Source organism: Chryseobacterium sp. HNCC26DJ240 (genome assembly GCF_057180485.1).
Map to the genome: position 1 here is coordinate 1 of NZ_JBXUGK010000010.1, position 24,225 is coordinate 24,225.

Below are 24,225 nucleotides of genomic sequence, written 5' to 3' on the forward strand. Positions count from 1 at the left end.
CTACTCCACCAGACAACTAAAGTTCTTTGAAAACACCATCGTTACCAGCCCCGATGGCAGCGACATCCTTTTGTGAGACGGGTGGAACGAAGTGGAAACCGACTCACAAAAGATACAGCGGACAGCGGGAAATAGCTCCTAAGAAAAATTGTGGGAGCGTTTGAGAGTTGGAGAAATTGAGGGCTTTGGAGAATATAAAGAGATGACTTACTTGGATTCAAGGATTAGATTTAGCTTTTGGGGTTGTGAGTTAATTTCCACGCCTGATGCTTTTTTTTGAATGCATCATATTTATCGTAATGATTTTTTTTGGCGGCATCAATAGAATGTGACTCGTGAATATCTAAATCTTTTTCTGCAAGATCTGCGAGTTTTTCATAATATATATGGAGTTGATCCAGTTCTTTTTCTGTTAGATCTTCGATGTCTACAATTCTGTTGCTGGCTTTTTCGTGAGATGCAATAAGTTCATTCAACTTGATCTGAATAGCTTTTGAATCTTTATTTTGTGCTTTCTGAATGAGAAAGACCATTAAAAAAGTAATAATCGTAGTGCCTGTATTGATGACCAATTGCCACGTTTCGGAATATTTGAAAAACGGGCCGCTGATTCCCCAGATGATCACAATGAGAAAGGCGCCGATAAATGCTGTGGAACTTCCTGTAAATTTTGCCGATTTGTTGGCCAGTTTCTCGAAGAAAGAATTGTTTGATTTGCTCATGACTTATTTTTCCAGACGCTGTAAAGTTACAAAGCTTTCCTTAATTTATTAAACCAAAAAATAAAACCAGTAATCGGCAGAGAAAAACCGATGAAAGAGATGACAAAATAAAAAATAATACTTTTTAAACCTAAAATCTCACCTGTATGTAAAGGTTTGGCGACTGATGTAAACTGTTTATTTAAAGGTTTATCCCAAAATAAATCTTTAGATTTCAAATTTCCTTTTTTATCGAAACTGATTTGATCCGGAAGCATTGCTCCAAGAAAATTGTCGGTATTGATTTTTGTTATCATAAATCTCGGATTGTCTTTGTTTGGCAGTTCGAGCGTTGTCACGGCTTCATAAGGAAGTATTTTTTGGGTTTTATCTAAAATCTTTTGAAGCGAAACGGGCTTTTCTACCTTCTGAGCCTTTTCTTTCTGACGGTTGAGCATATCTTTAAAAGATAACCAAACGCGTTATTGTCTTCCTTGCTCGCTGTGGAAATCTGTGAAATAGAATCACCTCCCATCGAAACGACAAGCGCATTTTTCACCCATGAATACAGTAACTGCAATAAAACTAACACAGTGTAGCTAAAATACACTGACAAAATTTTCAAATAAAAATTTGGGTTGTCCAACAAAAGCCTAAGCTGAATTTCCCTAAATTTAAAGGATGAAAAAAATTGTTTCTGTCTGGATTATTTTTTTGATTATAATTTCCTGTAGCGAAGAAAAAAATATTCCCTACACCTATTATTATTGGCGTACTCATCTGAGCTTGGATGCTGATGAAAAAAAAGCTTTGCAAAAAGCTCAAACCTCTTATCTCTACACCCGTTTTTTTGATATTGAAAAAAAAGACGGGCAGTTTGAACCAATTGGACTCATAACAAAAGACAAATCCTTTGAAACGGATAAAGAAATTGTACCTGTAGTTTTTATACAAAATGAATCTTTTTATGGTATAACCGCTGAGGAGATTGATTTCCTGGCCGAAAAAGTAAATAACCTAGTTATTAAAAAGCAAAAAGAATTTCAATTCAAAATATCACAGGAAATACAAATCGATTGCGATTGGACAATGAAGACCAAAGATGATTATTTTAAATTTTTATCAAAACTAAAAGCAGTATCGGAAAAACAAATCACTTGCACTCTGCGTCTGCATCAGGTAAAAGATAAAGCCCAAACCGGAATTCCGCCGGTTGACAAAATGTATCTCATGGCGTACGCTACCTCTTCCCCACTCGAAAATTCAGAAAGGAATTCGATTTTGGATGTTGATGTTTTGAAAGCTTATCTTAAAAATATCAATCAATATCCTGTAAAGTTTGATGTAGCCTTACCGATATATTCCTGGGGAATCGTCACCAACCATTTAGGAAAGCATAAACTCATCAATGCTTTAACCGAGGAAGATTTGCAGGCGAAAAAATTCAGGAAAATAAAAAACTCAACATATGAAGTCGATGAAGATGGCTTTCATTTCGGGATGTATCTCAACAAAGGCTTTACCATCAAGATTGAAACTACTGCAGAAGAAGATATTTTGGAGGTACAAAAGTTTATTAATGAAAAAACAAATAAATCACATAATTTTATATACTATCATTTAGACCACAAGTTTATCAACCGTTACAAAAAATTATTTCAATGAAAAAAATCATTCTTCCTTTAGCTGTTTTCTTTTTGGGCCTCCAAACTTCAAAAGCCTGTGGATGGTACGATCCGGATTTTGAATACTTCGGGATTTTTACCCAGGAAATTATTCACAGCAAACAATACGAGCCATTTTTAATGACCTATTCGAGTCCTTTTTATGGAGATTCTAAAGCCATTACTCCAGATGAAAATATTGAAAGTTGGCAAAATTATTTTAAAAACACATTAACCTATGAAGAAACGGATGCTTTGGTAAAAATTATCGACATCAAACATCTTAATAATTTAAAAAAAGGAAATCTCTCCCACGATTTATTCAAAAAAACAGGGAAAGATTTTTACGCCAGATTTTCAGAGGGCATTGATTATCTCATTCAGGCAAAATATATGGAGCCTTATATGAGATTTACTGAACAGACAGTGTACAGAAACAATGATTATAAAAATCCTATTACGCTGAAAACTGCTTCAGCAATGAATTATCAGAAAACGGTAGCTGCTTTAAACTCGCTGTATCAAGCGGCAAAAAATCCTGAGATTAAATTGCGATACGGATATCAGCTGGTGCGTTTTCAGCATTACACCCATCGTTACAGAGAAGCAATTTCTGCTTTCGACAAAATGGTGACTCCTCTGAAAAGAGATACTCCGATTTATTGGTATGCTTTGGATCAAAAAGCCGGTGCGCAAAGAGGTTTAAATCAAAAAAGCGAAGCCAACTGGAACTTTTTCCAGGTTTTCAGTCACAGCAGAAATAAAAAAGAAAGCGCTTACAACTCTATGTTTTTGGCCGAAGACAAAGATTTTGAATCTATTTTAAAACGGGCAAAAACGGCGGAAGAAAAAAACATGGCTTATTTTCTTTTGGCCTACGACGGTTTCAGCAATCCCGTTTCACTTATGGAAAAAATGTATGCCAACAATTCCCAATCAGACATTCTAAAAGTGCTCACCGCAAGATCAATCAACAGTCTGGAGCGTTCTTTCCTCCCGATTTATATGAATTGTGAAAAAAATTGCGACAAGAAAGACAAAAGGCTACCGTTATTTTCGGATAGCTACAACTCAGAAAAACAGGAGTCGGAGGCTAAAAATTATGCAAAAAGCTTAGAACAATTTATTGAAAAGGTGAAATCAAAATCTTCGGATGAGTTTTGGCAGATTTCTTTGGCTTATGTGAAGTTTTTGAATCGGGATTATGCCGGAAGTCAAGGAATTTTAGATAAAATCAAAACGACAGATGCCGATTATCTGGGAGAAATTGAAAAAATGAAAATGCTGAACGATATCGTTTCTCAACCCAAAATAACGGCAGCTTTTGAAGAAAAAATGATGCAGAAATACCAAAATTTCTTTACCAATGAAAAGACCCGTGAAAAATACGACTGGGAAACAAAGCCGACCACCAGAGAATTTATCTTCGATATTCTCGCCAACCGATACTTTCTGCAAGGCGAAGATGGAAAGTCGTTTTTGATGAACAACAAGCTTTCGGATTTGCAGTATAATCCAAACTCTTCTCTTGTGGCAAGTGTGCACAACTTTTACAAAAAAACCAATAAAACCAATTTTGAAAAATTTATTGCAAAGAATTTTGATGATGTAGGAAATCCTGAAGCATTTTTCAATATTATTTATGGTGACAAAGCCATGCGCAATGCTGATTTTGCTTCAGCGAAAAGCTTCTATGAAAAAGCGAGAGATTTTAAAGGAATACCAAGATTAAGTTATGACTGGGACGAAACCACCGAAAAATCTACGACAAAACCTATGGCTTACAAGTCTGATGAATACAATGGTTTCAATAATATTTCGAGTTTAATTTTCGGGCATAATGTTTGGGAAAGTTTTGGCAGCACGCCTACTGAAAGTATGAGAGCGGAGAATATTTCTGCATTTACTTTCATTAAATCTAAAATGAATAAGCTGGAATTGGCAGAAGCTATGATCCAGCTGCAAAAAGCAGGAGCCGGAAAAGATGAGACGGCTGCAAAAGCAAACCAAATGATTGGAAATCTACTTTACAACACTTCTATTCTGGGATATTACCGTGAAATTTTTGTAATGGATGTAAATAATGAAAACGGCCCTAAATTTCATTTTTGGAATACAGCAAACCCTCCGTTTCATTATTATTATAAAAACTTTTCTTACTCAAGCTTTGTAGATCCTGACAATTTTGATTTGGCTTTAAAATATTACCAAAAAGCATTGAAAACAAGCAGAGACAAAGAACAGCAAGCCCGAATTGTTTTCCAGATGGCGAGTGCGGAACAAGGGAAATATTATCAATGGGAAAACACTCAGAATTTTGACAGCGATTACAGCGATAAAGACTATGATACAAAGAAAAAACTACATGAAGAGAAGTTGGCTAAAGTAAAAAACCAACAATACAGAACGGCTTTTGCAGATTTAAAGAAAAACTATTCTGATACAAAAACCTATAAAGATTTGCAGTCTTCGTGTCTTTATTTTGGATATTATTCGAGGAAGTAAAACAGCTTTTGATAGAAATTAGAAGCCTTCAGGATTTTTTAAATTCTGAAGGTTTTTTGTGATTAAATGTGAAGGTTTTTTCTAATTTTTTAAGATGGAATATTGAGAATGATTTCAACATTAAAATTATCTTATATTAATAAACAGACGGTGCGGAATAAAAATACCCATAACCATGGCTAAAAGTGCTAAAGCCGAAGCCATAAAAATATCTTTTAGTTTAAATCTTAAAATAAGAATTAATAAAATGAAATAAGAAGTATCGACCAAAAGATCAATTAAAACTTTTTCTTCTGAAGGTGGAACTATCTGCTTACATAAAAAAATAAAACCTAATTTCATTTTTAAAAACATAAAAAAAGGGTTTAAGAAAATCCTAAGCACAAAGGACAAGAAGAGAAATTTAAGAAATGAATTAACTTCAAAATAATTTTTAAAATAAACAAAAACTGTAGCTAAGACTAAGCTGACGCTTATGTAAAAAATTCCTACATCAAATTTTCCATTTGTTAATAAAGAATTTGTAGAATAAAAAATCAGCTCATATAGAATTGAAACAACAAAAATAATGGCGGAAAAGTGCAACAAGGTTTTTAAATTCATCAAAAAAGTTTTGAGTAAATGTATTGATTTTTACCGAGTAACTAAGTACTTTTTTAAAAGGTGCCGCTCCTATGGAGCTCCTTTTTTTTCATTGTAAGATTTCTGCTACAAAGGTTTTGCCCCTTCGGAGCCAGGAAACGGGAAGGTCATAAAATAAACATCAATGCATTTCGTTTACGCACAAAATATCCCTCTTCTCTCGAAAAGGGATTCTAATATTACAGACCGTGAAAATTGTGTTACTACATATTTTAGTTTCAAACGCTTATAATATGCAAAAGAATCTAAATCTCTTAAGGTTTTAGTTCAATAGGATTATTTTTCTTATTCTGCGTAGTCTTAGCATTTTGTTTTTGTTGCTCGCTAAACGCATCTGGTGCTACTATGTTCATCCTTCCAATGATATTATCAAAGTACTCTTTCTTTGCTTTAAAAAAACTCTGTTTATCAATATCTCTTATTTTTGATAATTTGAGTTCGGGAATTTCTAATAATGAAACCCTTTCTTGTGGCGTCTGTTTTATCATCTGGAAATGATAGTGCATTTTGGTATCATAAAGCTCCAAAATTAGACCAGGCAAGCCATGAAATTTAAATGGTCCATCATTAATGGGAATTTCTTTGGAAAACCATGCAATAAATTTTCTTCCAAATACCGTAATCGTTGCTTTTTGGCATTCAAATCCTTCAATAAGCTTGATATCATTTTCTAGTAACCATCGAAGCTTATCAGGCTCTACATACGAAAAGTTATATTTACCTACCGTATCATAAGTTTTGACTTGGAAATTTCCTCCTAAATTTTTTTCTATATAAAAGGTAAATTTAGATATAGGCACTCCTTTAAAACTTACGAAAGATTTATTTCCTTTTAAATATTCCCGTTTTAATATAGTTGCAACCGAGTCATGCCTTAAATTTTGAATACTAGTAAAAAAGGATTTATTTTCTTTAACTGAAAGTACAAAATAGTCTTTTCTTTTTGATAAGATATCGGTAGCGTCGATTTGATAATTTAAAGAATAGTAAAAATTTTTTGCAGGTATAGTCTCTGTGTTACCACTTTGTGCATTAAGGTAGATTACAAGAAGTAAAAAAATAGATGTGAAGATCTTACTATACATCATAAGATAAAACCAATAAAGTTTAGTTAGCCACCAAAAAGATGTAAAAACTAAGCATTTTAATTTAAATATCTTAGCTGAAAATGTTTTTGATGGCTAACTATAATTAAATTCTAATTACAAAATGTCTCCTCCAACAGCATTTGGAACTCTGAAATATATTCCCATGGAATTTCACCTTCAAGAGTAAGTTCGTCATCAGGAGCGCATGCGAATCCAGCTTCGCCACTACTCGATTCAACTCCCACACATCTTTTAAATAAACTCTTACTTTCTACAACATCACAGTTGTCTGTTCCGTTTAGATCAACATAAGCCATATTTTCAACAAAATTATTGGCATTAATCAGTCCAGCAACTCCCAATGCTGCTACTAAAAATAATTTTTTCATAAACGTTAATATTTTAATTGTTTACCGTTTCAAAATTAAAACTAAAACTAAAACTAAAACTACACAAGTTTTTTACAAAAAATAGTGAATTATTACATTGTGTTAAATCCAATTTATGAGATTTAAAACAGATTGTTTGATTTTAACAAAAATCCTTTATTCATAATCGTTTTCAAATTAAAATTCAGAAAAATAAAACCTTAAAATATCTTAAAAAATAATCAAAAAAATCCCTCTTCTTTCGAAAAGGGATTTAGTATAGTTGCAAAGTTTGATTTGCGTTGAAAACTTCCATCTTCCGACTTCCATCTTCGTGCATTTATCACACTTTAATTTCTACGTCAACTCCTGAAGGAAGTTCTAATTTCATTAGAGCATCAACAGTTTTAGAAGAAGAAGAGTAGATATCCATTAGTCTCTTGTGAGCTGATAATTGGAACTGCTCTCTTGCTTTCTTGTTTACGTGCGGAGATCTCAACACTGTGAAGATTCTCTTGTTCGTAGGCAATGGAATTGGACCGTTTACAACAGCGCCAGTAGCCTTTACCGTTTTTACGATTTTCTCAGCAGACTTGTCTACCAAGTTGTAATCGTAAGATTTTAGTTTTATTCTGATTCTTTGTGACATTTCTTGTACTTTAAAAATTAACCTTTTGCTTTAGCAATGATATCTTCAGCAACGTTTTGAGGAGTAGCCTGATACTTCTCTAATTCCATAGAAGAAGTAGCTCTTCCTGATGAAAGTGTTCTTAGAGTAGTAACATATCCGAACATTTCAGATAATGGAACTGAACCTTTGATTACAACGGCACCGTTCTTTTCTTCTTGTCCACTGATTGTACCTCTTCTCTTGTTAAGGTCACCAATGATGTTACCCATATATTCTTCCGGAGTTACAACCTCCAATTTCATAATAGGCTCCATGATTACTGGCTTAGCAGCACGTCCCGCTTCTTTAAATCCTAATTTTGCAGCTAATTCAAAAGAAAGAGCATCAGAATCCACCGCGTGGAAAGATCCGTCTTTAAGAGTAACTTTAATACCTTCAACTTCGAAACCAGCCAAAGGACCGTTCTTCATTGCAGCTTTAAATCCTTTTTCAATTGCAGGAACAAATTCTCTAGGAACGTTACCACCTTTGATCTCATTAACGAATTCTAAACCGATTTTACCTTCTTCAGCAGGTCCTAATTCGAATACGATATCAGCAAATTTACCTTTACCACCAGATTGTTTTTTGTAAACTTCTCTGTGCTGAGCAACTCTTGTAAGATTTTCTTTGTATTCTACCTGAGGTTGACCTTGGTTAACTTCAACTTTGAATTCTCTTCTCATACGGTCAACAATGATATCTAAGTGAAGCTCACCCATACCAGAAATGATCGTTTGTCCAGAAGCTTCGTCAGTTCTCACTGTGAAAGTAGGATCTTCTTCAGCCAATTTAGCCAGAGCGTTACCCATTTTATCCTGGTCAGCTTTAGTTTTAGGCTCAACAGCGATACCAATTACCGGATCAGGGAAAACCATCGATTCCAGAACGATTGGGTTTTTCTCGTCACACATTGTATCACCAGTTTTGATAGATTTGAAACCTACAGCAGCACCAATATCACCAGCTTCAATATATTCTACCGGATTTTGCTTGTTAGCGTGCATCTGATAGATTCTAGAGATTCTTTCTTTATCTCCTGAACGGGTGTTCAAGATATAAGAACCTGCATCTAATCTTCCAGAGTATGCTCTGAAGAATGCTAATCTTCCCACGAATGGGTCAGTAGCAATCTTAAATGCTAATGCAGAGAAAGGCTCATCTACAGATGGTTTTCTGAAAATTTCAGCGTCAGTTCTTGGGTCAGTACCTTTGATATCATCTTTATCCAATGGAGAAGGCAAGTATTTACATACTGCATCCAACATAAACTGTACTCCTTTATTCTTGAATGAAGAACCACAAGTCATTGGAATAATAGAAAGATCGATAGTAGCAGCTCTCAATGCAGCATTGATTTCTTCTTCTGTAATTGAATCCGGATCTTCGAAGAATTTCTCCATCAAAGTTTCGTCATATTCAGAAACAGCTTCTACTAATTTCTCTCTGTATTCAAGAACTTCATCCTTCATATCTTCTGGAATTGGAACTACCTCGAAAGTAGCACCTTGTCCAGCTTCATCCCAGATGATTGCTCTGTTTTTAATTAAGTCTACAACACCTTTGAAATCTTCTTCAGCACCGATTGGTAAAACGATTGGAACTGCGTTTGATCCTAACATTGTCTTAACCTGGTTTACCACGTTAAGGAAGTCAGCACCCTGACGGTCCATTTTGTTTACGAATCCCATTCTTGCAACTTTGTAGTTGTCAGCAAGTCTCCAGTTTGTTTCAGACTGAGGCTCTACTCCATCTACTGCAGAGAAAAGGAATACCAATCCATCCAATACTCTCAAAGATCTGTTTACTTCTACTGTGAAGTCAACGTGTCCCGGTGTATCGATGATGTTGAAGTGGTAAGGTTGAGTTTCTGGCAATTTTTTACCCTGGTCTGTTGGAAAGTTCCAAGAACAAGTAGTTGCAGCAGAAGTAATGGTAATACCTCTTTCTGCTTCCTGCTCCATCCAGTCCATTGTAGAAGCACCATCGTGAACCTCACCAATTTTGTGGTTTACTCCTGTATAGAATAAAATTCTTTCTGTAGTGGTAGTTTTACCGGCATCAATGTGCGCAGCAATACCAATATTTCTTGTAAATTTAAGATCTCTACTCATTTCTAATTAGAATTTAAAGTGTGAGAAAGCTTTGTTAGCTTCCGCCATTTTGTGAGTATCAGATTTTTTCTTGTAAGCAGCACCTTCTTCTCTTGAAGCAGCTACTACTTCGTTAGCCAATTTCAAAGCCATTGACTTATCATTTCTCTTTTTAGAGTAAAGGATTAACCATTTCATTGCCATAGAAATTTTTCTGTCAGCTCTGATTGGCATAGGAATCTGGAAGTTAGCTCCACCTACTCTTCTAGAACGTACTTCTACGTGAGGCATAACGTTAGTTAATGCATCTTTCCAGATTTCAAGGGCTGTTTTTTCAGTTTCTCCTTTTTTAGTTTCTACGATATCCAATGCATCATAGAATATTTTGAATGCGATTGACTTCTTACCGTCAAGCATCAAGTTGTTTACGAATCTAGTTACCAATTGATCATTAAACTTTGGATCTGGTAACAACGGTCTTTTTTTCGCTTTTGTCTTTCTCATTGTTTCTGTACCTTATTTAATGATTATTTTTTCTTTCCTTTAGCCGGTGCAGCTGCAGCTTGACCTGGCTTAGGTCTCTTAGCTCCGTACTTAGATCTTCTTTGAGTTCTTCCGCTTACTCCAGCAGTATCCAACGCACCTCTTACGATGTGGTATCTTACTCCTGGTAAATCTTTTACTCTCCCCCCGCGTACCAATACTATCGAGTGCTCTTGAAGATTATGTCCTTCACCTGGGATATAGGCGTTAACTTCTTTACCGTTTGAAAGTCTTACCCTTGCAACTTTTCTAAGTGCAGAGTTAGGTTTCTTAGGAGTGGTAGTATATACTCTCGTACATACACCTCGTCTTTGTGGACAAGAATCAAGGGCAGCCGATTTACTCTTCTTGGTAAGTGCGACTCTTCCTTTTCTAACTAATTGTTGAATAGTAGGCATTTAATTGCTTTTATTTTAGGGTGCAAAAGTAGTAATAATTTTTTAATCTACAAGCAGTTGCAAATAATAAATTTGCATTCTTAAAATTTAGTTTACAGAAACTTACCCAATTCTATTTCATCTGCAGCTGTACATTTTTGTCCCAGCTAAACTCTTTTACATTTTTTCTCAAAAGTTCTATCCCATCTTTATTAATAGAATAAATAGAAACTGTATTGCCCGCAGCATTTAGGTTTTCTTCTATTGTCAGTTCAGCAACTTTCACCCAATGATCAGGAATCTGACCATTAAACCAATGATCGTAAACAACAGCAAGTTCAAATTTATTTTCAGAAGTGTAATCTGACATGAATTTTTTAAAACGCTCATCAAAAGTAACTTCGTTACCATTATAAGGCATCGTTTCTACAGATCCCAATCCTACTACATCCAAAAGATGAATATCAGTAAAATAGGTAACAGCACCAATATCATTTGCTACAACTTTCGCATCATTGTAATAAGCATGCAGAAACTTCGCAGACTGTATCTGTTGTTCATAAATATTCTTGCTTCCAAATCTCAGCATCTGATGAGAAACGAAAGTTTTATAGCCCATTAAAATAAAATTAGCCACTAGCAAAAGTGACAGTAAAGCATTTTTTAGATTAAGAAAGTTTTTCAAAACAAAGTCTCTCGAAATCCTTTCAAAAATCACCATCGCAAAACCTGCAACCAAGTAGGCTTCATATCGGAACAAATACCTCGTCTCTGCAAAAAGACAGTGAAGTATAAAGTTTATTGATAAAACAATCAGTAAAAAGTTTTGTTTTAAAATTTCATTAAAAGATTTCTGTCTGTCTTTCCAAATAAAATAAACACAAATCAAAATGGGAAAGAAACCAATTTTGTAGAGACTTCTGCTAAAAAGAAATTTTTCTTTTACTATATATATAAGGTCAGAAATAAATTTTTCATTGAAATGAATCGCTGTTCCCTTCACCACAATTGAATTTGGAAACCAATACCCCGATTGCGAATGGTTAAAAACACAGAAAGATAAAATCGGAAGAAACCCAAAACATAAAATGGCTAAAGTATTCTTCCAGTTTTTGATTAATAAGAACAGAAAAGCCAGACTTACGAAATAAAACATGCTTTCGAAACGAATCAGACCGAGCAGTGCAAGAGAAATGTAAAAGCCATATTTCGCCCAACTTTTCTGATGCAAATAATAAAAACAGAAAATATTGGTTACAAATACGAAAACCTGAAACACATGCTCCATGCCAGAAAGAACCTGAAGATGAAGTGTAACAAACAATAAAGTGAAAATATTGGCAAATATTATTTTTAAATCTGATGAAAATACAGAGCTATAGAATTTATTTAAAATAAAAACAATTCCTCCTGAAAAAACAAAATTAAAATACAACGGAATCAAATCATTATTACCAAAAATCTTAATTAAAAAACCAATCAGAAAAGTAAATAATGGCGAAGACGAACTTGAGGAAAACCTGTACTTTGTAACTCCCCAAACATCATACAATGCAAAATTCTTTGCCATAGCCAAATGAATATAAGCATCGTCAATAACGTAAACATAATGCCCGTCTGTATCTTTCAATGATAAAAAATAATATCCTGTGCAGATGGCAAAAAAAATCAAAAGAGTGATACTAAAAGTTTTGTCCGAATTTTTTGAAACATCCATCTAAAAAAATGATTTATTATAAGAATAGCAAAGATAATCATCATCAATCAGCCTTGGTTCTTTTCGGCATAATATTTACAAGGTTTAAATATAAATAATAAACATATGAAAAATGCCAATATTATCGGTTTAAAAGAAGAAGATTGCCAAAACATTTCAGAAAAACTAAATAATCTTCTGGCGAACTATTCTGTTTTTTACCAAAATACAAGAGGTTCACACTGGAACATTAAAGGAGAACAATTCTTTACCCTTCACCCAAAATTTGAAGAACTTTACAACAGTTTGGTTTTAAAAATTGATGAAATCGCAGAAAGAATTCTTACTCTTGGGGCAACTCCGGCACACAATTACTCAGAATACCTTACCGTTTCAACCATTAAAGAAAGTAAAGAAGTTTCAGACGGAAATAAAAGCGTTGAAATTATTCTAAATTCTTTCAAAATTGTAATCGACTTACAAAGAGAGCTTTTAGACATCACGGAAAAAGCCGGTGATGAAGGAACAAATTCTCAAATGAGCGACTACATTACCGAACAGGAAAAAGAAGTCTGGATGTATAATTCTTATTTAGGAAAGTAAAACTGGACAAAATTCATCCTTATATTAGAAAAATCGTCTTACATTTAGACGATTTTTATTTTTAAATAACTAAATTTGTGTTAAAATCACACAATATGCAAAACATCCACTTAAACTCTATTCTCGACAACGATTTCTATAAAATCACAATGCAAAACGCAGTGGTAAAATTGTTCCCAAGCCAGATTGTAAAATACGAATTTATCAATCGTGGAAAACATCATTTCCCTGAAGGTTTTGATCATGCTTTGAAAGAAATTGTCAACAAAATGGCAGAGCTGAAACTCACCAAAGATGAGAAAAAGTTTTTAGCTAAAACCTGTCCGTATTTAGATTTACCTTATTTAGATTTTCTCGAAGGTTATCATTACGATCCGTCAGAAGTAAAAATTGTACAGACAGGAAACGATCTTTCCGTTACCGTTGAAGGACTTTGGTACAGAACAATTCTTTGGGAAGTTCCTTTATTGGCCTTAATTAGCGAACTGCATTACGAAATGAATCATCTGGAAAGAGATTCCAACGAAGTCGTGATGAACAAAACACTTGAAAAAGCAGAATCATTAAATAAACTGGGAGTTAATTTTGCTGAATTTGGGACCCGAAGAAGACATTCTCACAAAGTACAAAACCTTGTCATGGAAGCTTTGACGCAGAAAAAAGATTCTACATTTATTGGAAGTTCAAACGTGCATTTTGCGATGAAATATAATGTAAAACCAATCGGAACCCATGCTCACGAATGGTTTATGTTTCACGGAGCAGAGTTTGGATTTAAAATGGCTAACGAATTAGCCCTTGAACATTGGGTTGATGTTTACCGCGGAGATTTGGGAGTGGCGCTTTCAGATACATACACTACCGACGTTTTCTTCCAGCAATTCGACAAAAAATTCGCAAAACTTTTCGACGGAGTGCGTCACGACAGCGGTGATCCATTAGAATTTGCAGACAAAACAATTGCCCATTATCAACGTCACGGAATTAATCCGCTATTTAAATACATCATTTTTTCTGATGCTTTAAATCTTGAAAAAGTAGAAGAAATCACCAATTACTGCAAAGGAAAAATCGGAGTTTCTTTCGGAATAGGAACTAATCTGACCAACGATGTCGGTTTAAAACCAATGAATATTGTGATGAAATTAATCGGTGTACATGCCACAAACAAAGAATGGATTCCTACCGTAAAACTTTCCGACGAACACGGAAAATACACCGGTGATCCGAAAATGATTGAGCTGGCGAAAGAGTTTTTGAGAATTAAAGATTAAAACTTTAGGGATTTTGGGCGCCTGTATCCGCCCTCCACTCCCGCTTTTTTATTTCCTAACGCTCAACCCTTCCAGCGTTCGAAACGCTGGAAGGGTTTCCAAGGTCAAAATAAAAAGAGCTCCGTTCAGGTCGGGGCGCGTGCAATTCGAAGTAATAAAAATTAAAAAACTACAATATGAAATCAAAATTTTTATTTTTAACCTTATTTTTAATCACAATTTCGGCATCTGCTCAACAAAAAAAAACAGAAACTCCAAAATACAACCAAAAATTGGCAGATTCTTTAGGTGCAGACCAATACGGAATGAGGGGCTACACGATTGTAATGCTCACCACCGGAACTGCAAAAATTGATGGTAAAGATAAAAAAGCCGAACTGATGAAAGGTCACATGGAAAATATCGGTAAACTTGCCAAAGAAGGAAAAATCACAGTTGCCGGTCCGTTCTTGGAAAAGAATAAAGAAAACTACCGTGGAATGTTTATTTTCAACACAAAATCAAAAGAAGAAGCCGAATCCTGGGTAAAAACCGACCCCGCCGTTGCAGCCGGAATTTTCAATTATGAAATATTTTCTTGGTATGGTTCTGCAGCATTACCTTTGTATTTGAAACATCATGATGAGATTGCCAAAGAGAATCCTTAAAATTAGGATATGAAAATTTGTTTTTATCTGATAATTATTTTTTTCGTGATCAGTTGCAGCCAAAAATCAAAAGTTTTTGAAATTAAAACAGAAACTTTAAATAAGAATTTGGTACAGGAACTTAAAAACATAAAAAATTTCCCAACATACGGTTTACTTTATGAAGACCAAAAATATGAAGTTTGGAGCTCTTGCTCTGGAGAATGGGGAGGATCTATATATTTCAAAAATAAGAAAACAGGGAAACTGTTTGCTGCAAAATCTAGTTGTGCAGTTTCAGTGAACAAAATAAATAACAATTATTACATATCAAATTCTTTGGCACATCTTTATGGTAGCTGTAGTATTTTAGAAATTCAAAATCCTGAAAAATTACAACCCTCCTTAAAACTTCCAATTTTTAATCCAGAAATTCTGACTGCAGAACCTGAGATAAAAAGTTCCCTTGGAACAAAAACTTTAGTTGATTCGAGTGGAGTTTTAATCACAACCAGTTTTGTTTACAATGATAAACTCTACTCAATTCTTACAGATAATGAAGGCAAAAAGAACACAATATCAGAAATAAAAAACAATAAATTCCGAACTGTTCAAGAGCTACCAAATGATATATTTTATCACGAACCGATTATAATAAAAGACAAAGACAATCATCAAAAAATTTATTTTCAACATCCCAAAAGCGGAACTTTAGAAATAACAGACAATCAGATTAAAATAATCTATTACGCAAAATAATTAGATTAAAATTTACAACCTCGCAACACTGTGAGGTTTTTTCTTATCTTTAAATCAAACTATTAACACATGAAAACCATCGAAGAAGTTCTGAAAAAATTAGACGAAATCATCATCTGGAGCAAAGAAAATAAAAGCCCTGTCGGATATTTTGCGTGTACCTACAGAATTATGACCGCTCAGGTTTTAAAGGGAATTCAGCAGAAAAAATTTGAAGACAACCCAAGAATGACTCAGCTTGACATCGCTTTTGCAAGTCGATATCTTCATGCTTGGGAAAATTATTCTAAAGGTAAAAAATGTACCAATGCTTGGTTTTTGGCGTTTGAAGCCACAAAAAACAAAGACCTTTTAATTCTTCAGCACATATTTTTGGGAATGAATGCTCATATCAATTTAGATTTGGGAATTTCTGCAGCATCGATTATGCCTTACCGAAAAATCAATCCTTTGAAAACCGATTTTGAAAGAATCAATTCTGTGATTGCTTCGATTAATCAGAATGTTCAGGATTCTCTGAATAAAATATGCTATCCCGTAAATCTCATCGATAAACTTTCCAACGGAAAAGATAATGCAGTTTTAGATTTTGCTATTTCAAAAGCCAGAGATACTTCCTGGGCAACAGCTGTGATTTCTTCGAACACTCCTAATTTTTTAAAAGAAAATGTAATTGGAATTGTAGATTATGCAGCGGCAAAAGTGGCATCGCAAATTCTACATCCTAAATTACTTTCTTCCAATTTAGCTAAAGAATTGAAGAAATGCGAAAGCAGTGATGTGGTGAAAAATATTGAGATTTTGGAGAAAACAAAAACTACTTAATTCAAAAGCTCTTTTTCTTTCCAGTTAAAAATACTGTACAATATAATAACTAAAGAACCTGCAATCGGAAAAATTATCAAAGTTAAAATTGATAAAATTCCCATTTTCTTTTTAATAACGCAGTAAAGCGCTCCAATAAAAAGAACGATAAAGCATAATAAAAGCAAAATTAAATGAAATGGACCAACGAAAAATCCCATGATTTTATTTTTTTGCTAAGATAAAGTTTTAATCTATATTTTTGTCGCATGGAATTGATGTATCTTTTTGCAGGCGCTGTTTCAGGCTTTATTATTGCCTATTTTTTATTGAAATCAAATTCAGTTTCCAGGAAAGAATTTGATGAACTCAATAATTCAAAAATTCAAAATCAGGCAAATATTGACCATTTAAATTTGAAAATTGAAGATTTACAAAAAAGAATTGCCGACGAAAAAGAACACAATATTCAGCAATCGGATATTTTAAATGATTTAAAAAACGAATTCGCAAAAGCTTCTGCAGAAAACACTTTTCTTAAAGCCCAAAAAGAAGAAACAAAAAAGATTCAGGAAGAAGGAAAACTGCAGTTTGAAAATCTGGCCAACAGAATTTTAGAAGAAAAGACAGAAAAGTTCACTTTATTAAATTCAACTCATCTTAAAAATATTCTTGAGCCTTTTCAGGACAAGATTAATGATTTAAAAAATAAAGTCAATGAAGCGTATGAAAAGGAAAACAAAGAACGTTTTTCGCTCGGAGAACGTGTAAAAGAACTCGCTTTACTCAATCAGCAAATTTCTGAAGATGCCAAAAGACTAACGAAAGCGTTGAAAGGCGAAAGCAAAACCCAGGGAAATTGGGGCGAAATGATTCTGGAAAGCATTTTGGAAAAATCCGGTTTGGTAAAAGGAAGAGAATATTTTCTGGAACACGAACTTCGTGATGAAGATAATAAAGCACTATTCTCAGAATTTTCAGGTAAAAAAATGCGTCCCGATGCGGTGGTAAAATATCCAGACGAACGGAATGTAATTATAGATTCAAAAGTTTCTCTTACTGCTTTCTCAGAATTAGTTGACGAAACCGATGCAGAAATTTACCAGATCAAAATCAATCAGCATTTATCTTCAATAAAAAATCACATCAATCAATTAAGTCAAAAAGCATACGACGATTACGGAAAATCCTTGGACTTTGTGATGATGTTTATCCCAAGTGAACCAGCTTATATTGCGGCAATGCAGGCAGACCAAAACCTTTGGAACTTTGCTTACGACAGAAGAATTCTTCTTTTAAACCCAAGTAATTTAATTACTTCGTTAAAACTAATTGCCGATCTTTGGAAAAGAGAATATCAAAACCGAAATTCTATGGAAATTGCCGAAAGAGGAGCAAAATTATATGATAAGTTTGCAGGTTTTGTTGAAAATCTGGAAAAAGTAGGGAAAAATATTGATCAGGCAAAAAACGTTTATAACGATGCCTTTAAACAGCTTTCTACAGGAAATGACAACCTTATTTCTCAGACTCAGAAATTAAAATCGCTGGGAATTAAAAACAAAAAAGAACTCCCACAAAGTTTGATTGACAGCTCCGAAAACGGTTTCATTGAAAAATCACACACTAATAATTAGACAAAACTAAAATTCACTTCTTTTTTTCATATTCATCTAAGAAAGCAATCAAATTATCTAAAGTACAGGGTGAAAAATATTTTTTATCCGTCTCGGGATCTTTAGTACCCCCAGAGACAATTCCTACCAGTAAACCATTCTCGTCAATAACAGGAGCCCCACTGAGACCACCGAACTTATCGGGAACGACAACGTCTTTTAAGAGCATTCTGTTATTAATGGTTTTATAATACTCAAATTCATACACTCTTTGCGGGCCGTTTTCCATAGTTCTCGTCCACCCAACTGCGTACAGTTTTTCGCCAACAATAAGCGGGGTAGTTCTCACCGTCAACACTTTTACTTTTGTATCGTTACTTTTCACCGGGAAAACAAGCCAATCATTGATATACGACGATTTGTCTTCTAAGTTTTCAGATTTATTTTCATTTAAAAGAGAACCTGTTGTTACAAGCTCATTCTTCTTATCTAAAACGAAAAAAGACCAACTTTTTATATTATTTTCGAATGACAAAGTTTTCATTTCTTTAGGCTTGATGATTTGCAACAAATGCTTTGCTGTAACCGCAAAAGTTTCATTTTTGTACTGTAACAAAAATCCACAACCAAATCTCGGTTGATCCAATTTGCTGTCTTGAAATTCAATTTTATTGACTAAAGCAATTTCACCAAATGTCTTTGTTGATACTTTTTCCTGACAACCGTAATTGACAAAAGAAAATAAGACCACTAAAAATAAATGTGACCATCTCATTGGGATTCGTATTTTAATGATTATTAATTTTGTTTAAATATAGTTTTAAATCAAGCAAATAACACTTATTATTTGAAAAAAATGAACACTCGGAAATTCTCATCTATGGAAAGACACGATTTTAATTATAAAATTCAACATTGAAAAACTTATAATTGTTGATTATGGCGCACAAATCATTTTTAAGAATTATTTTTGCAACAATTATCATTTATCATCCATCAATCATGATCATCGAAAGCTTTCAAAACGAAAAAATAAAACACGTTACAAAACTTTTAACTGACAACAGATTCAGAAAAAAGGCTGAAGTTTTTGTAGTTGAAGGTCAGCAGGAAAACGAGAGAGCTTTGAAATACAATTTCGAACCTGTGGAATTTTATATCTGTGAAAACATTTTTAAGGGAAAACTTCCTAATCAAAAAACACATTTGGTCAATGATAAAGTATATGAAAAAATAGCTTATCGTGGAACTTCTGAGGGAATAATCGGAGTTTACAAAACCAAAGAATCAGATATAAATAATTTTAAACCGAAAAAAGATTCTACAGTAATTATTGTTGAAGGCGTAGAAAAACCGGGGAATCTGGGAGCAATTTTAAGAAGTTGCGAAGCTTTTGGAATTGATGCTTTGATAGTCGCTGAAGGAAAAACTGATTTTTATAATCCCAATGTTATCCGTTCAAGCGTTGGCTGCCTTTTCGGAATGGAGATTTATCAGGCAGAAAACACTGAGGTTTTTGAATTTTTAGAAGAAAACAAATTCAACATTTATACTACAATTATGGATGAGACGTCCGAAGACTTGTATAAAAGAGATTTCACGAAGCGTTCAGCAGTTTTATTTGGTACAGAACATTCCGGTTTAAGTGATTTTTGGAATGGAAAAGGCCAGAATACATTAATTCCTATGAGCGGAAGCATTGATTCTTTAAATTTAAGCAACGCTGTAGCCATTACCTGTTATGAAACTTTGAAACAGAAAAGGTCTTAGAGTAATTTCTAAAACTAAACTGCATAAAAGAACCGTCTCGCTGAGCGAAACGGTTCTTTTATCTTTCAATCGTAACTGATTAGTGAGCTGGAGTTGCAGCTTTAGCAGTAGAATCGATAGCTTTAGTAGCTGAATCAGCAACTTTAGTGATTGAATCACCAGCAGCCTTAGCAGTAGAATCGATTTTTTCTGTAGCTGAATCAGCTTTTTCAGTTAAAGAATCAGCAGAAGTTGTTCCTTCAGCACCTTTCTTACAAGCAACTAATGAGATAGCAGCAATAGCAGCTACGAATAATGACTTTTTCATAATAAATTAAATTTAATTTGTTAATATTGTTTTTTAAAATCTCTTTTCTGTTCCGTTATTTGAACAAGACAAAGGTATAGCAGATGAAAAATTTGTTTATGAAAAACAATTGTAATAACTTTGTAAAACAGTTTTACAATTAAACTTTATTGAAAATCAATACTTTAAATATATTTTAAAAATTGACTGATCTGGATTTATTACACTTTGAGCAACTGAAAAAATCAGTTCAGGCTCAATATTTAACAGAATATACCCCTTCATTTGATGAAATTTCAAAATGGAAGGGTATTGACATCATCTATTTTCAGGAAGATCTAAGAAAAAAGGCAAAAGGAAATATCAGCGAAAAATCTTTTTACACTTATTTTAAATCTTCTCCTGTCACCAAACTTCCAAGAATTGACATGCTCAATTTATTGAGTATTTATGCAGGTTTCGACTCATGGTATGACTTCAAAAAGCAAAACCTTTTTGCCGGAGAATTACTGAAAGAAGAGGAAGAAATAACCGATAATGATTTAAAAGAATTAGAAAAAACGGTCTCTGCATCAATAAATCTCGGAGAAAAGCCTGAAAATAGAAAAAACGAGGTAAAAAACGAGCCTATTTTAACTGATTTACAAAAATCAGATACTGAAAATCAAATTGTTAAAGAATTTTCGCAAAATAATACGAATGCTGAAACTAAGACTTTCACACCTGCCAAAAAAAGCTATCAGAGAACTGCCTGGATTGCTGCAAGCTCTGTTTTTGTGATTTTGCTTGGTCTTTTAGGTTTTAAAGATGAAATTTTTCAGAAAACTTACACCTATCATTTCACTGACGCCGACAGAAATCAAAGCGTACAAAGTGATATTGAAATAAAAGTAATCAAAGAAAATGAGTCTCCCATCCTTTACAGAATAAAACCGGGAGAAAAATTTGTGTATCCTTCAAAGGATAAAGCTTTAAAAATGCAGATCAGTTCGGCAGTTTATGAGAATCTTGAGGTCAACAGAAATCTTGAAAATGCACCAAAAGAAGAAACTATAGAGTTGAAACCTGACGATTATAAGATGGCACTCTATTATTTCTCTATAAAAGATATTAAAGGCGACAATTCCGAACAGCTTATACAGCAAAAAAGAAAACAGCTTGAAAATCTAATCAGCAATGCTGCAGTAATCACTCAGGTTTATGACAGCGACATTTATGGTCTGGAATCCTTAGACAAAGAAGATTACATCACGCTTGTAACCACCCCAACGACATCCCTTAAAAACCTCAACGTTATCGAAATGAAAAAAGATAACAAAGGAAAAATTGTATCTATAAAATTTAAAATCTCAAACAATGAAAATAATCCGTAACTTTTTGTTTTTGACGATACTTCTTAGCATTGCTGTGATTGCCTGCAAGAAAAAAGATGAAACCCCGCCTGTGAGCGACCTGGATAAGCTAAGAAATACAGAAAATATCTCTGTAAAAATGGACAGTGCGCAAGCCATCAACGCCATAACCCTGCAAAAAGTACAGGACGTTCTGGATCTTTCAACACTTTATCTATCCGGAAATAAAAAAACTGAAATTGATAAGGCTATTTACGCCAAAATAGAAAAATACTTTGAAAAATCTGATTCTACAACTTTTCAAGGCTTATTTAAAGAACTTGAAAGTCTTCAGGTGAAAAAAATCAAGGTGAGCAATATTAATGTTTCTAAACAAATTAAAAATCAGGACACTTTAGATTTTGCAAAATTTAATGTAGAATATCTCGATGCTAAAAACAAATCGATTGGTGTTTTTGAAAAAAATGCCCAATACACGTTGGTTTCTAAGCAGGAACAGAAAAATAAGGAATTTAAATTTTACTTCCTCAAATTCTACTCAGATCCGCCAGCAAAAGACAGCACGGTGGTTGGTGTAACTAAATAATCTAAAGGAATATCGTTTTCCCAAACATCATCAATACAATCATCGGGGTTAAAATAATTAACTCCGATTTTTTTTGTTTTATCCGAAACTTTTTCAAAAAATCTGTCATAAAAACCTTTTCCGTAGCCTACTCTATTTCCTTCAGCATCGCAATAAAGCAGAGGTGTAATCACAAAATCAAAATCTAAAACTGCAGAATCTTCATTAGAAACGGGTTCGAAAATCCCCCAATTGTTGACTTCAAATTTTGAGTCAGAGAAAATTTCAACGGAGATTAATTTCGTATCAACAATTTTCGGAACAAAAACCCTGATCTTTCGGCTTAAAAAATAATCAATAAAAATCTGAGTATTGATTTCTTTAAACTTTTCTATTGGAATGAAAATGTGAATTTTTTGATTGGATAATGGTTTAAAATGATTGATAAACCCTTCAAAAATATCATTAGAGTATTGTAAAATATCCTTTTCTGAAAGAGATTTTCTTTTTTCTAAATACTTTCTTCTAAGTTCAGATTTTTTCATATCCAAATGTATAAAAAGATAGCGCTCCTACGGAGCGCCAATATGTAAAACTGAAAAATAATACTACACAGATAAAACTCCAACAGAGTTTTCCAATTGATTTTAATTCAGAATTTTGTATATTTTATCAGACAAACGCACTCTAAAAGGCAACTCAAAAGTAATTTGATCGCCGGCAGCAGCTGTTTTACAAGATTCGCCGTTTACATAAATTTCTGTAATTGTAAACTCCTGTTCGCCTGTAGTTGGTCCGGAAATCAAAACCTTATCTCCTACAGAAAGTTCTTTTTCCAATAAAAACTGAGCGATTTTTGATTTAGTGTAATAATGCTCGGCCTTACCAATCAACATTTTTTTGATGGCAATTTTTTGGCGGATATTTTTTGATTCAACTTTTGCCAAAGGCTTATCTGTAAGCTCTCCGGAGTTTTTAAATGTCAAAGCGTCAGATTTTCCTTTTCTGAAAACTTTGTTTCCTACCTGTGCGCCTTTTCTTAATCTCAACTGTTCAGCTGCCGGCAAATGATATATTTCTAAACATTCTGTAGAACAGCAATTCTCCATGGCAGATTTACATTCATCACACTGGATAAATAATAAATGACAGGCATCATTAGCACAATTTGTATGATTATCACAAGGTTTTCCACACTGGTGACACTGAGAAATGATATCATCGGTAATTCTCTCCCCTAAACGATGGTCAAAAACGAAGTTTTTACCAATGAATTTGCTTTCAACTCCATCTTCTTTTACCTGACGTGCATATTCAATGATTCCACCTTCCAGCTGAAACACATTTTTGAAACCCTGATGTTTAAAGTAAGCACTCGCCTTTTCACAACGGATTCCTCCGGTGCAATACATCAAAAGATTCTTATCTTCTTTGAAATCCTGAAGCTGATCGTTAATGATCGGAAGACTTTCTCTGAAATTTTCTACATCGGGAGTAATCGCTCCTTCAAAATGACCTACTTCACTTTCGTAATGATTTCTGAAATCGACAACGATCGTATTCGGATTTGCCAACATATCGTTGAATTCCTGAGCTTTCAGGTGAACGCCTTTATTGGTAACGTCAAAAGTTTCATCATTTAAACCATCAGCAACAATTTTATTTCTAACCTTGATTGTCAATTTTAAAAAAGAATGATTATCCTGCTCAACTGCTACGTTCAATCTGATTCCTCTCATAAAATCGTATGCTTCCAAAGTTTCTTTAAAAGCATCAAAATTTTCTGCAGGCACACTCATCTGAGCATTTATACCTTCGTGAGCAACATAAATACGACCCAATGCATCGAGTGCGTTCCAGGCTATAAATAAATCGTTACGGAATTTTTGAGGATCTTGAATTTTGGCATACGCATAGAAAGACAATGTAAGGCGTTCCTTACCGGCTTCATCAATAAGTTGAGCTCTTTCTTCTGCGCTTAAGGTGTTGTACAGTTGCATGCTATAAACTTTTTAAGTGAGAAAATAATTTTGCAAAGGTAAACAAATTTAAAAATGCATACAAATGCTGAAATGTCTCGAAATATTAATTGCTATTTAACTTTCTGTCGTTTTTCACCATCTAAATATGACAATTTGTCTTTAATAAAATTTTAAGTTTTGTTAATCCCACAGCAAAATTGTGACAAAAACTATAAAATGCTATAAATCCCGTTAAATTTTA

At 33.7% G+C, this 24,225-nt stretch carries 25 protein-coding genes; 11 read left to right on the forward strand and 14 right to left on the reverse strand.

Annotated elements, in window-relative coordinates; translation table 11 throughout:
* Nucleotides 1–230 precede the first annotated feature (230 nt).
* Both AC2A1G_RS18735 and AC2A1G_RS18740 read right to left on the reverse strand, forming a co-directional pair.
* On the reverse strand, nt 231–722 hold the full coding sequence (locus AC2A1G_RS18735) for a low affinity iron permease family protein (protein ID WP_484048406.1): 492 nt from the start codon (nt 720–722) through the stop codon (nt 231–233).
* Between the two features lie 26 nt (nt 723–748).
* On the reverse strand, nt 749–1,159 hold the full coding sequence (locus AC2A1G_RS18740) for a PepSY domain-containing protein (protein ID WP_484048407.1): 411 nt from the start codon (nt 1,157–1,159) through the stop codon (nt 749–751).
* A 223-nt stretch (nt 1,160–1,382) separates the two neighbouring features.
* Here AC2A1G_RS18740 and AC2A1G_RS18745 point away from each other — a divergent pair, with 223 nt between their 5' ends.
* Together AC2A1G_RS18745 and AC2A1G_RS18750 are read left to right on the forward strand one after the other, a co-directional pair.
* Nucleotides 1,383–2,366, forward strand: coding sequence for a hypothetical protein (locus tag AC2A1G_RS18745; RefSeq protein WP_484048408.1), 984 nt, complete (start codon nt 1,383–1,385; stop codon nt 2,364–2,366).
* Complete coding sequence (locus tag AC2A1G_RS18750; protein ID WP_484048409.1) at nt 2,363–4,870, forward strand: hypothetical protein; 2,508 nt, start codon at nt 2,363–2,365, stop codon at nt 4,868–4,870. The genes AC2A1G_RS18745 and AC2A1G_RS18750 overlap by 4 nt, the downstream gene beginning before the upstream one ends.
* 126 nt (nt 4,871–4,996) lie before the next feature.
* Here the strand turns inward: AC2A1G_RS18750 and AC2A1G_RS18755 are convergent, their stop codons facing one another.
* The 8 genes from AC2A1G_RS18755 to AC2A1G_RS18790 form a co-directional block, all read right to left on the reverse strand.
* The gene (locus AC2A1G_RS18755; RefSeq protein WP_484048410.1) at nt 4,997–5,473 is read right to left on the reverse strand and encodes a hypothetical protein; all 477 of its coding nucleotides are present in this window, start codon (nt 5,471–5,473) and stop codon (nt 4,997–4,999) included.
* Nucleotides 5,474–5,766: 293 nt separating this feature from the next.
* Nucleotides 5,767–6,600: a GLPGLI family protein gene (locus AC2A1G_RS18760; protein WP_484048411.1), complete on the reverse strand. Its 834-nt coding sequence runs from the start codon at nt 6,598–6,600 to the stop codon at nt 5,767–5,769.
* 110 nt (nt 6,601–6,710) lie between these two features.
* The gene (locus AC2A1G_RS18765) at nt 6,711–6,989 is read right to left on the reverse strand and encodes a hypothetical protein (RefSeq protein ID WP_484048412.1); all 279 of its coding nucleotides are present in this window, start codon (nt 6,987–6,989) and stop codon (nt 6,711–6,713) included.
* Nucleotides 6,990–7,311: 322 nt separating this feature from the next.
* Nucleotides 7,312–7,617, reverse strand: coding sequence for a 30S ribosomal protein S10 (gene rpsJ, locus AC2A1G_RS18770; protein WP_002661363.1), 306 nt, complete (start codon nt 7,615–7,617; stop codon nt 7,312–7,314).
* Between the two features lie 17 nt (nt 7,618–7,634).
* Nucleotides 7,635–9,752, reverse strand: coding sequence for an elongation factor G (gene fusA / locus AC2A1G_RS18775; protein ID WP_484048413.1), 2,118 nt, complete (start codon nt 9,750–9,752; stop codon nt 7,635–7,637).
* Nucleotides 9,753–9,758: 6 nt separating this feature from the next.
* Nucleotides 9,759–10,235, reverse strand: coding sequence for a 30S ribosomal protein S7 (gene rpsG, locus AC2A1G_RS18780; RefSeq protein ID WP_034962875.1), 477 nt, complete (start codon nt 10,233–10,235; stop codon nt 9,759–9,761).
* 23 nt (nt 10,236–10,258) lie between these two features.
* On the reverse strand, nt 10,259–10,672 hold the full coding sequence (rpsL, locus tag AC2A1G_RS18785) for a 30S ribosomal protein S12 (protein ID WP_027383325.1): 414 nt from the start codon (nt 10,670–10,672) through the stop codon (nt 10,259–10,261).
* A gap of 112 nt (nt 10,673–10,784) precedes the next feature.
* Nucleotides 10,785–12,368, reverse strand: coding sequence for a hypothetical protein (locus AC2A1G_RS18790; RefSeq protein ID WP_484048414.1), 1,584 nt, complete (start codon nt 12,366–12,368; stop codon nt 10,785–10,787).
* Between the two features lie 105 nt (nt 12,369–12,473).
* Between AC2A1G_RS18790 and AC2A1G_RS18795 the strand changes: the two genes are divergently transcribed.
* From AC2A1G_RS18795 to AC2A1G_RS18820, 6 genes are all read left to right on the forward strand, one after another.
* Complete coding sequence (locus AC2A1G_RS18795) at nt 12,474–12,950, forward strand: Dps family protein (protein ID WP_484048415.1); 477 nt, start codon at nt 12,474–12,476, stop codon at nt 12,948–12,950.
* A gap of 95 nt (nt 12,951–13,045) precedes the next feature.
* Entirely contained in the window at nt 13,046–14,224 is a 1,179-nt protein-coding gene (gene pncB / locus AC2A1G_RS18800; RefSeq protein ID WP_484048416.1) for a nicotinate phosphoribosyltransferase, read from the forward strand.
* A 176-nt stretch (nt 14,225–14,400) separates the two neighbouring features.
* A complete protein-coding gene (locus AC2A1G_RS18805) occupies nt 14,401–14,871 on the forward strand; it encodes a YciI family protein (RefSeq protein ID WP_484048417.1) in 471 nt (156 codons plus the stop codon).
* 108 nt (nt 14,872–14,979) lie between these two features.
* Nucleotides 14,980–15,609 (forward strand): hypothetical protein, encoded by a 630-nt coding sequence (locus AC2A1G_RS18810; RefSeq protein ID WP_484048418.1) that lies wholly within the window; start codon nt 14,980–14,982, stop codon nt 15,607–15,609.
* 69 nt (nt 15,610–15,678) lie between these two features.
* Nucleotides 15,679–16,434 (forward strand): DUF5995 family protein, encoded by a 756-nt coding sequence (locus AC2A1G_RS18815; RefSeq protein WP_484048419.1) that lies wholly within the window; start codon nt 15,679–15,681, stop codon nt 16,432–16,434.
* Between the two features lie 248 nt (nt 16,435–16,682).
* Nucleotides 16,683–18,050 (forward strand): DNA recombination protein RmuC, encoded by a 1,368-nt coding sequence (locus AC2A1G_RS18820; RefSeq protein ID WP_484048420.1) that lies wholly within the window; start codon nt 16,683–16,685, stop codon nt 18,048–18,050.
* Between the two features lie 13 nt (nt 18,051–18,063).
* Here the strand turns inward: AC2A1G_RS18820 and AC2A1G_RS18825 are convergent, their stop codons facing one another.
* The gene (locus AC2A1G_RS18825; protein WP_484048421.1) at nt 18,064–18,804 is read right to left on the reverse strand and encodes a trypsin-like serine protease; all 741 of its coding nucleotides are present in this window, start codon (nt 18,802–18,804) and stop codon (nt 18,064–18,066) included.
* 227 nt (nt 18,805–19,031) lie between these two features.
* Between AC2A1G_RS18825 and AC2A1G_RS18830 the strand changes: the two genes are divergently transcribed.
* Nucleotides 19,032–19,799 carry a TrmH family RNA methyltransferase gene (locus AC2A1G_RS18830; RefSeq protein WP_484048534.1) on the forward strand — a complete coding sequence of 256 codons (768 nt, stop codon included), beginning with the start codon at nt 19,032–19,034 and terminating at the stop codon, nt 19,797–19,799.
* A gap of 79 nt (nt 19,800–19,878) precedes the next feature.
* Here the strand turns inward: AC2A1G_RS18830 and AC2A1G_RS18835 are convergent, their stop codons facing one another.
* Complete coding sequence (locus AC2A1G_RS18835; protein WP_484048422.1) at nt 19,879–20,106, reverse strand: hypothetical protein; 228 nt, start codon at nt 20,104–20,106, stop codon at nt 19,879–19,881.
* Nucleotides 20,107–20,288: 182 nt separating this feature from the next.
* On the opposite strand from AC2A1G_RS18835, the gene AC2A1G_RS18840 reads away from it, so the two are divergent.
* Together AC2A1G_RS18840 and AC2A1G_RS18845 are read left to right on the forward strand one after the other, a co-directional pair.
* On the forward strand, nt 20,289–21,458 hold the full coding sequence (locus AC2A1G_RS18840) for a hypothetical protein (protein WP_484048423.1): 1,170 nt from the start codon (nt 20,289–20,291) through the stop codon (nt 21,456–21,458).
* Nucleotides 21,442–22,023 (forward strand): hypothetical protein, encoded by a 582-nt coding sequence (locus AC2A1G_RS18845; protein ID WP_484048424.1) that lies wholly within the window; start codon nt 21,442–21,444, stop codon nt 22,021–22,023. The genes AC2A1G_RS18840 and AC2A1G_RS18845 overlap by 17 nt, the downstream gene beginning before the upstream one ends.
* Here AC2A1G_RS18845 and AC2A1G_RS18850 read toward each other — a convergent pair.
* Nucleotides 21,972–22,547 carry a 5-formyltetrahydrofolate cyclo-ligase gene (locus AC2A1G_RS18850; RefSeq protein ID WP_484048425.1) on the reverse strand — a complete coding sequence of 192 codons (576 nt, stop codon included), beginning with the start codon at nt 22,545–22,547 and terminating at the stop codon, nt 21,972–21,974. The genes AC2A1G_RS18845 and AC2A1G_RS18850 overlap by 52 nt on opposite strands.
* A 102-nt stretch (nt 22,548–22,649) precedes the next feature.
* On the reverse strand, nt 22,650–24,002 hold the full coding sequence (gene trhO / locus AC2A1G_RS18855) for an oxygen-dependent tRNA uridine(34) hydroxylase TrhO (RefSeq protein ID WP_484048426.1): 1,353 nt from the start codon (nt 24,000–24,002) through the stop codon (nt 22,650–22,652).
* Nucleotides 24,003–24,225: the final 223 nt, after the last annotated feature.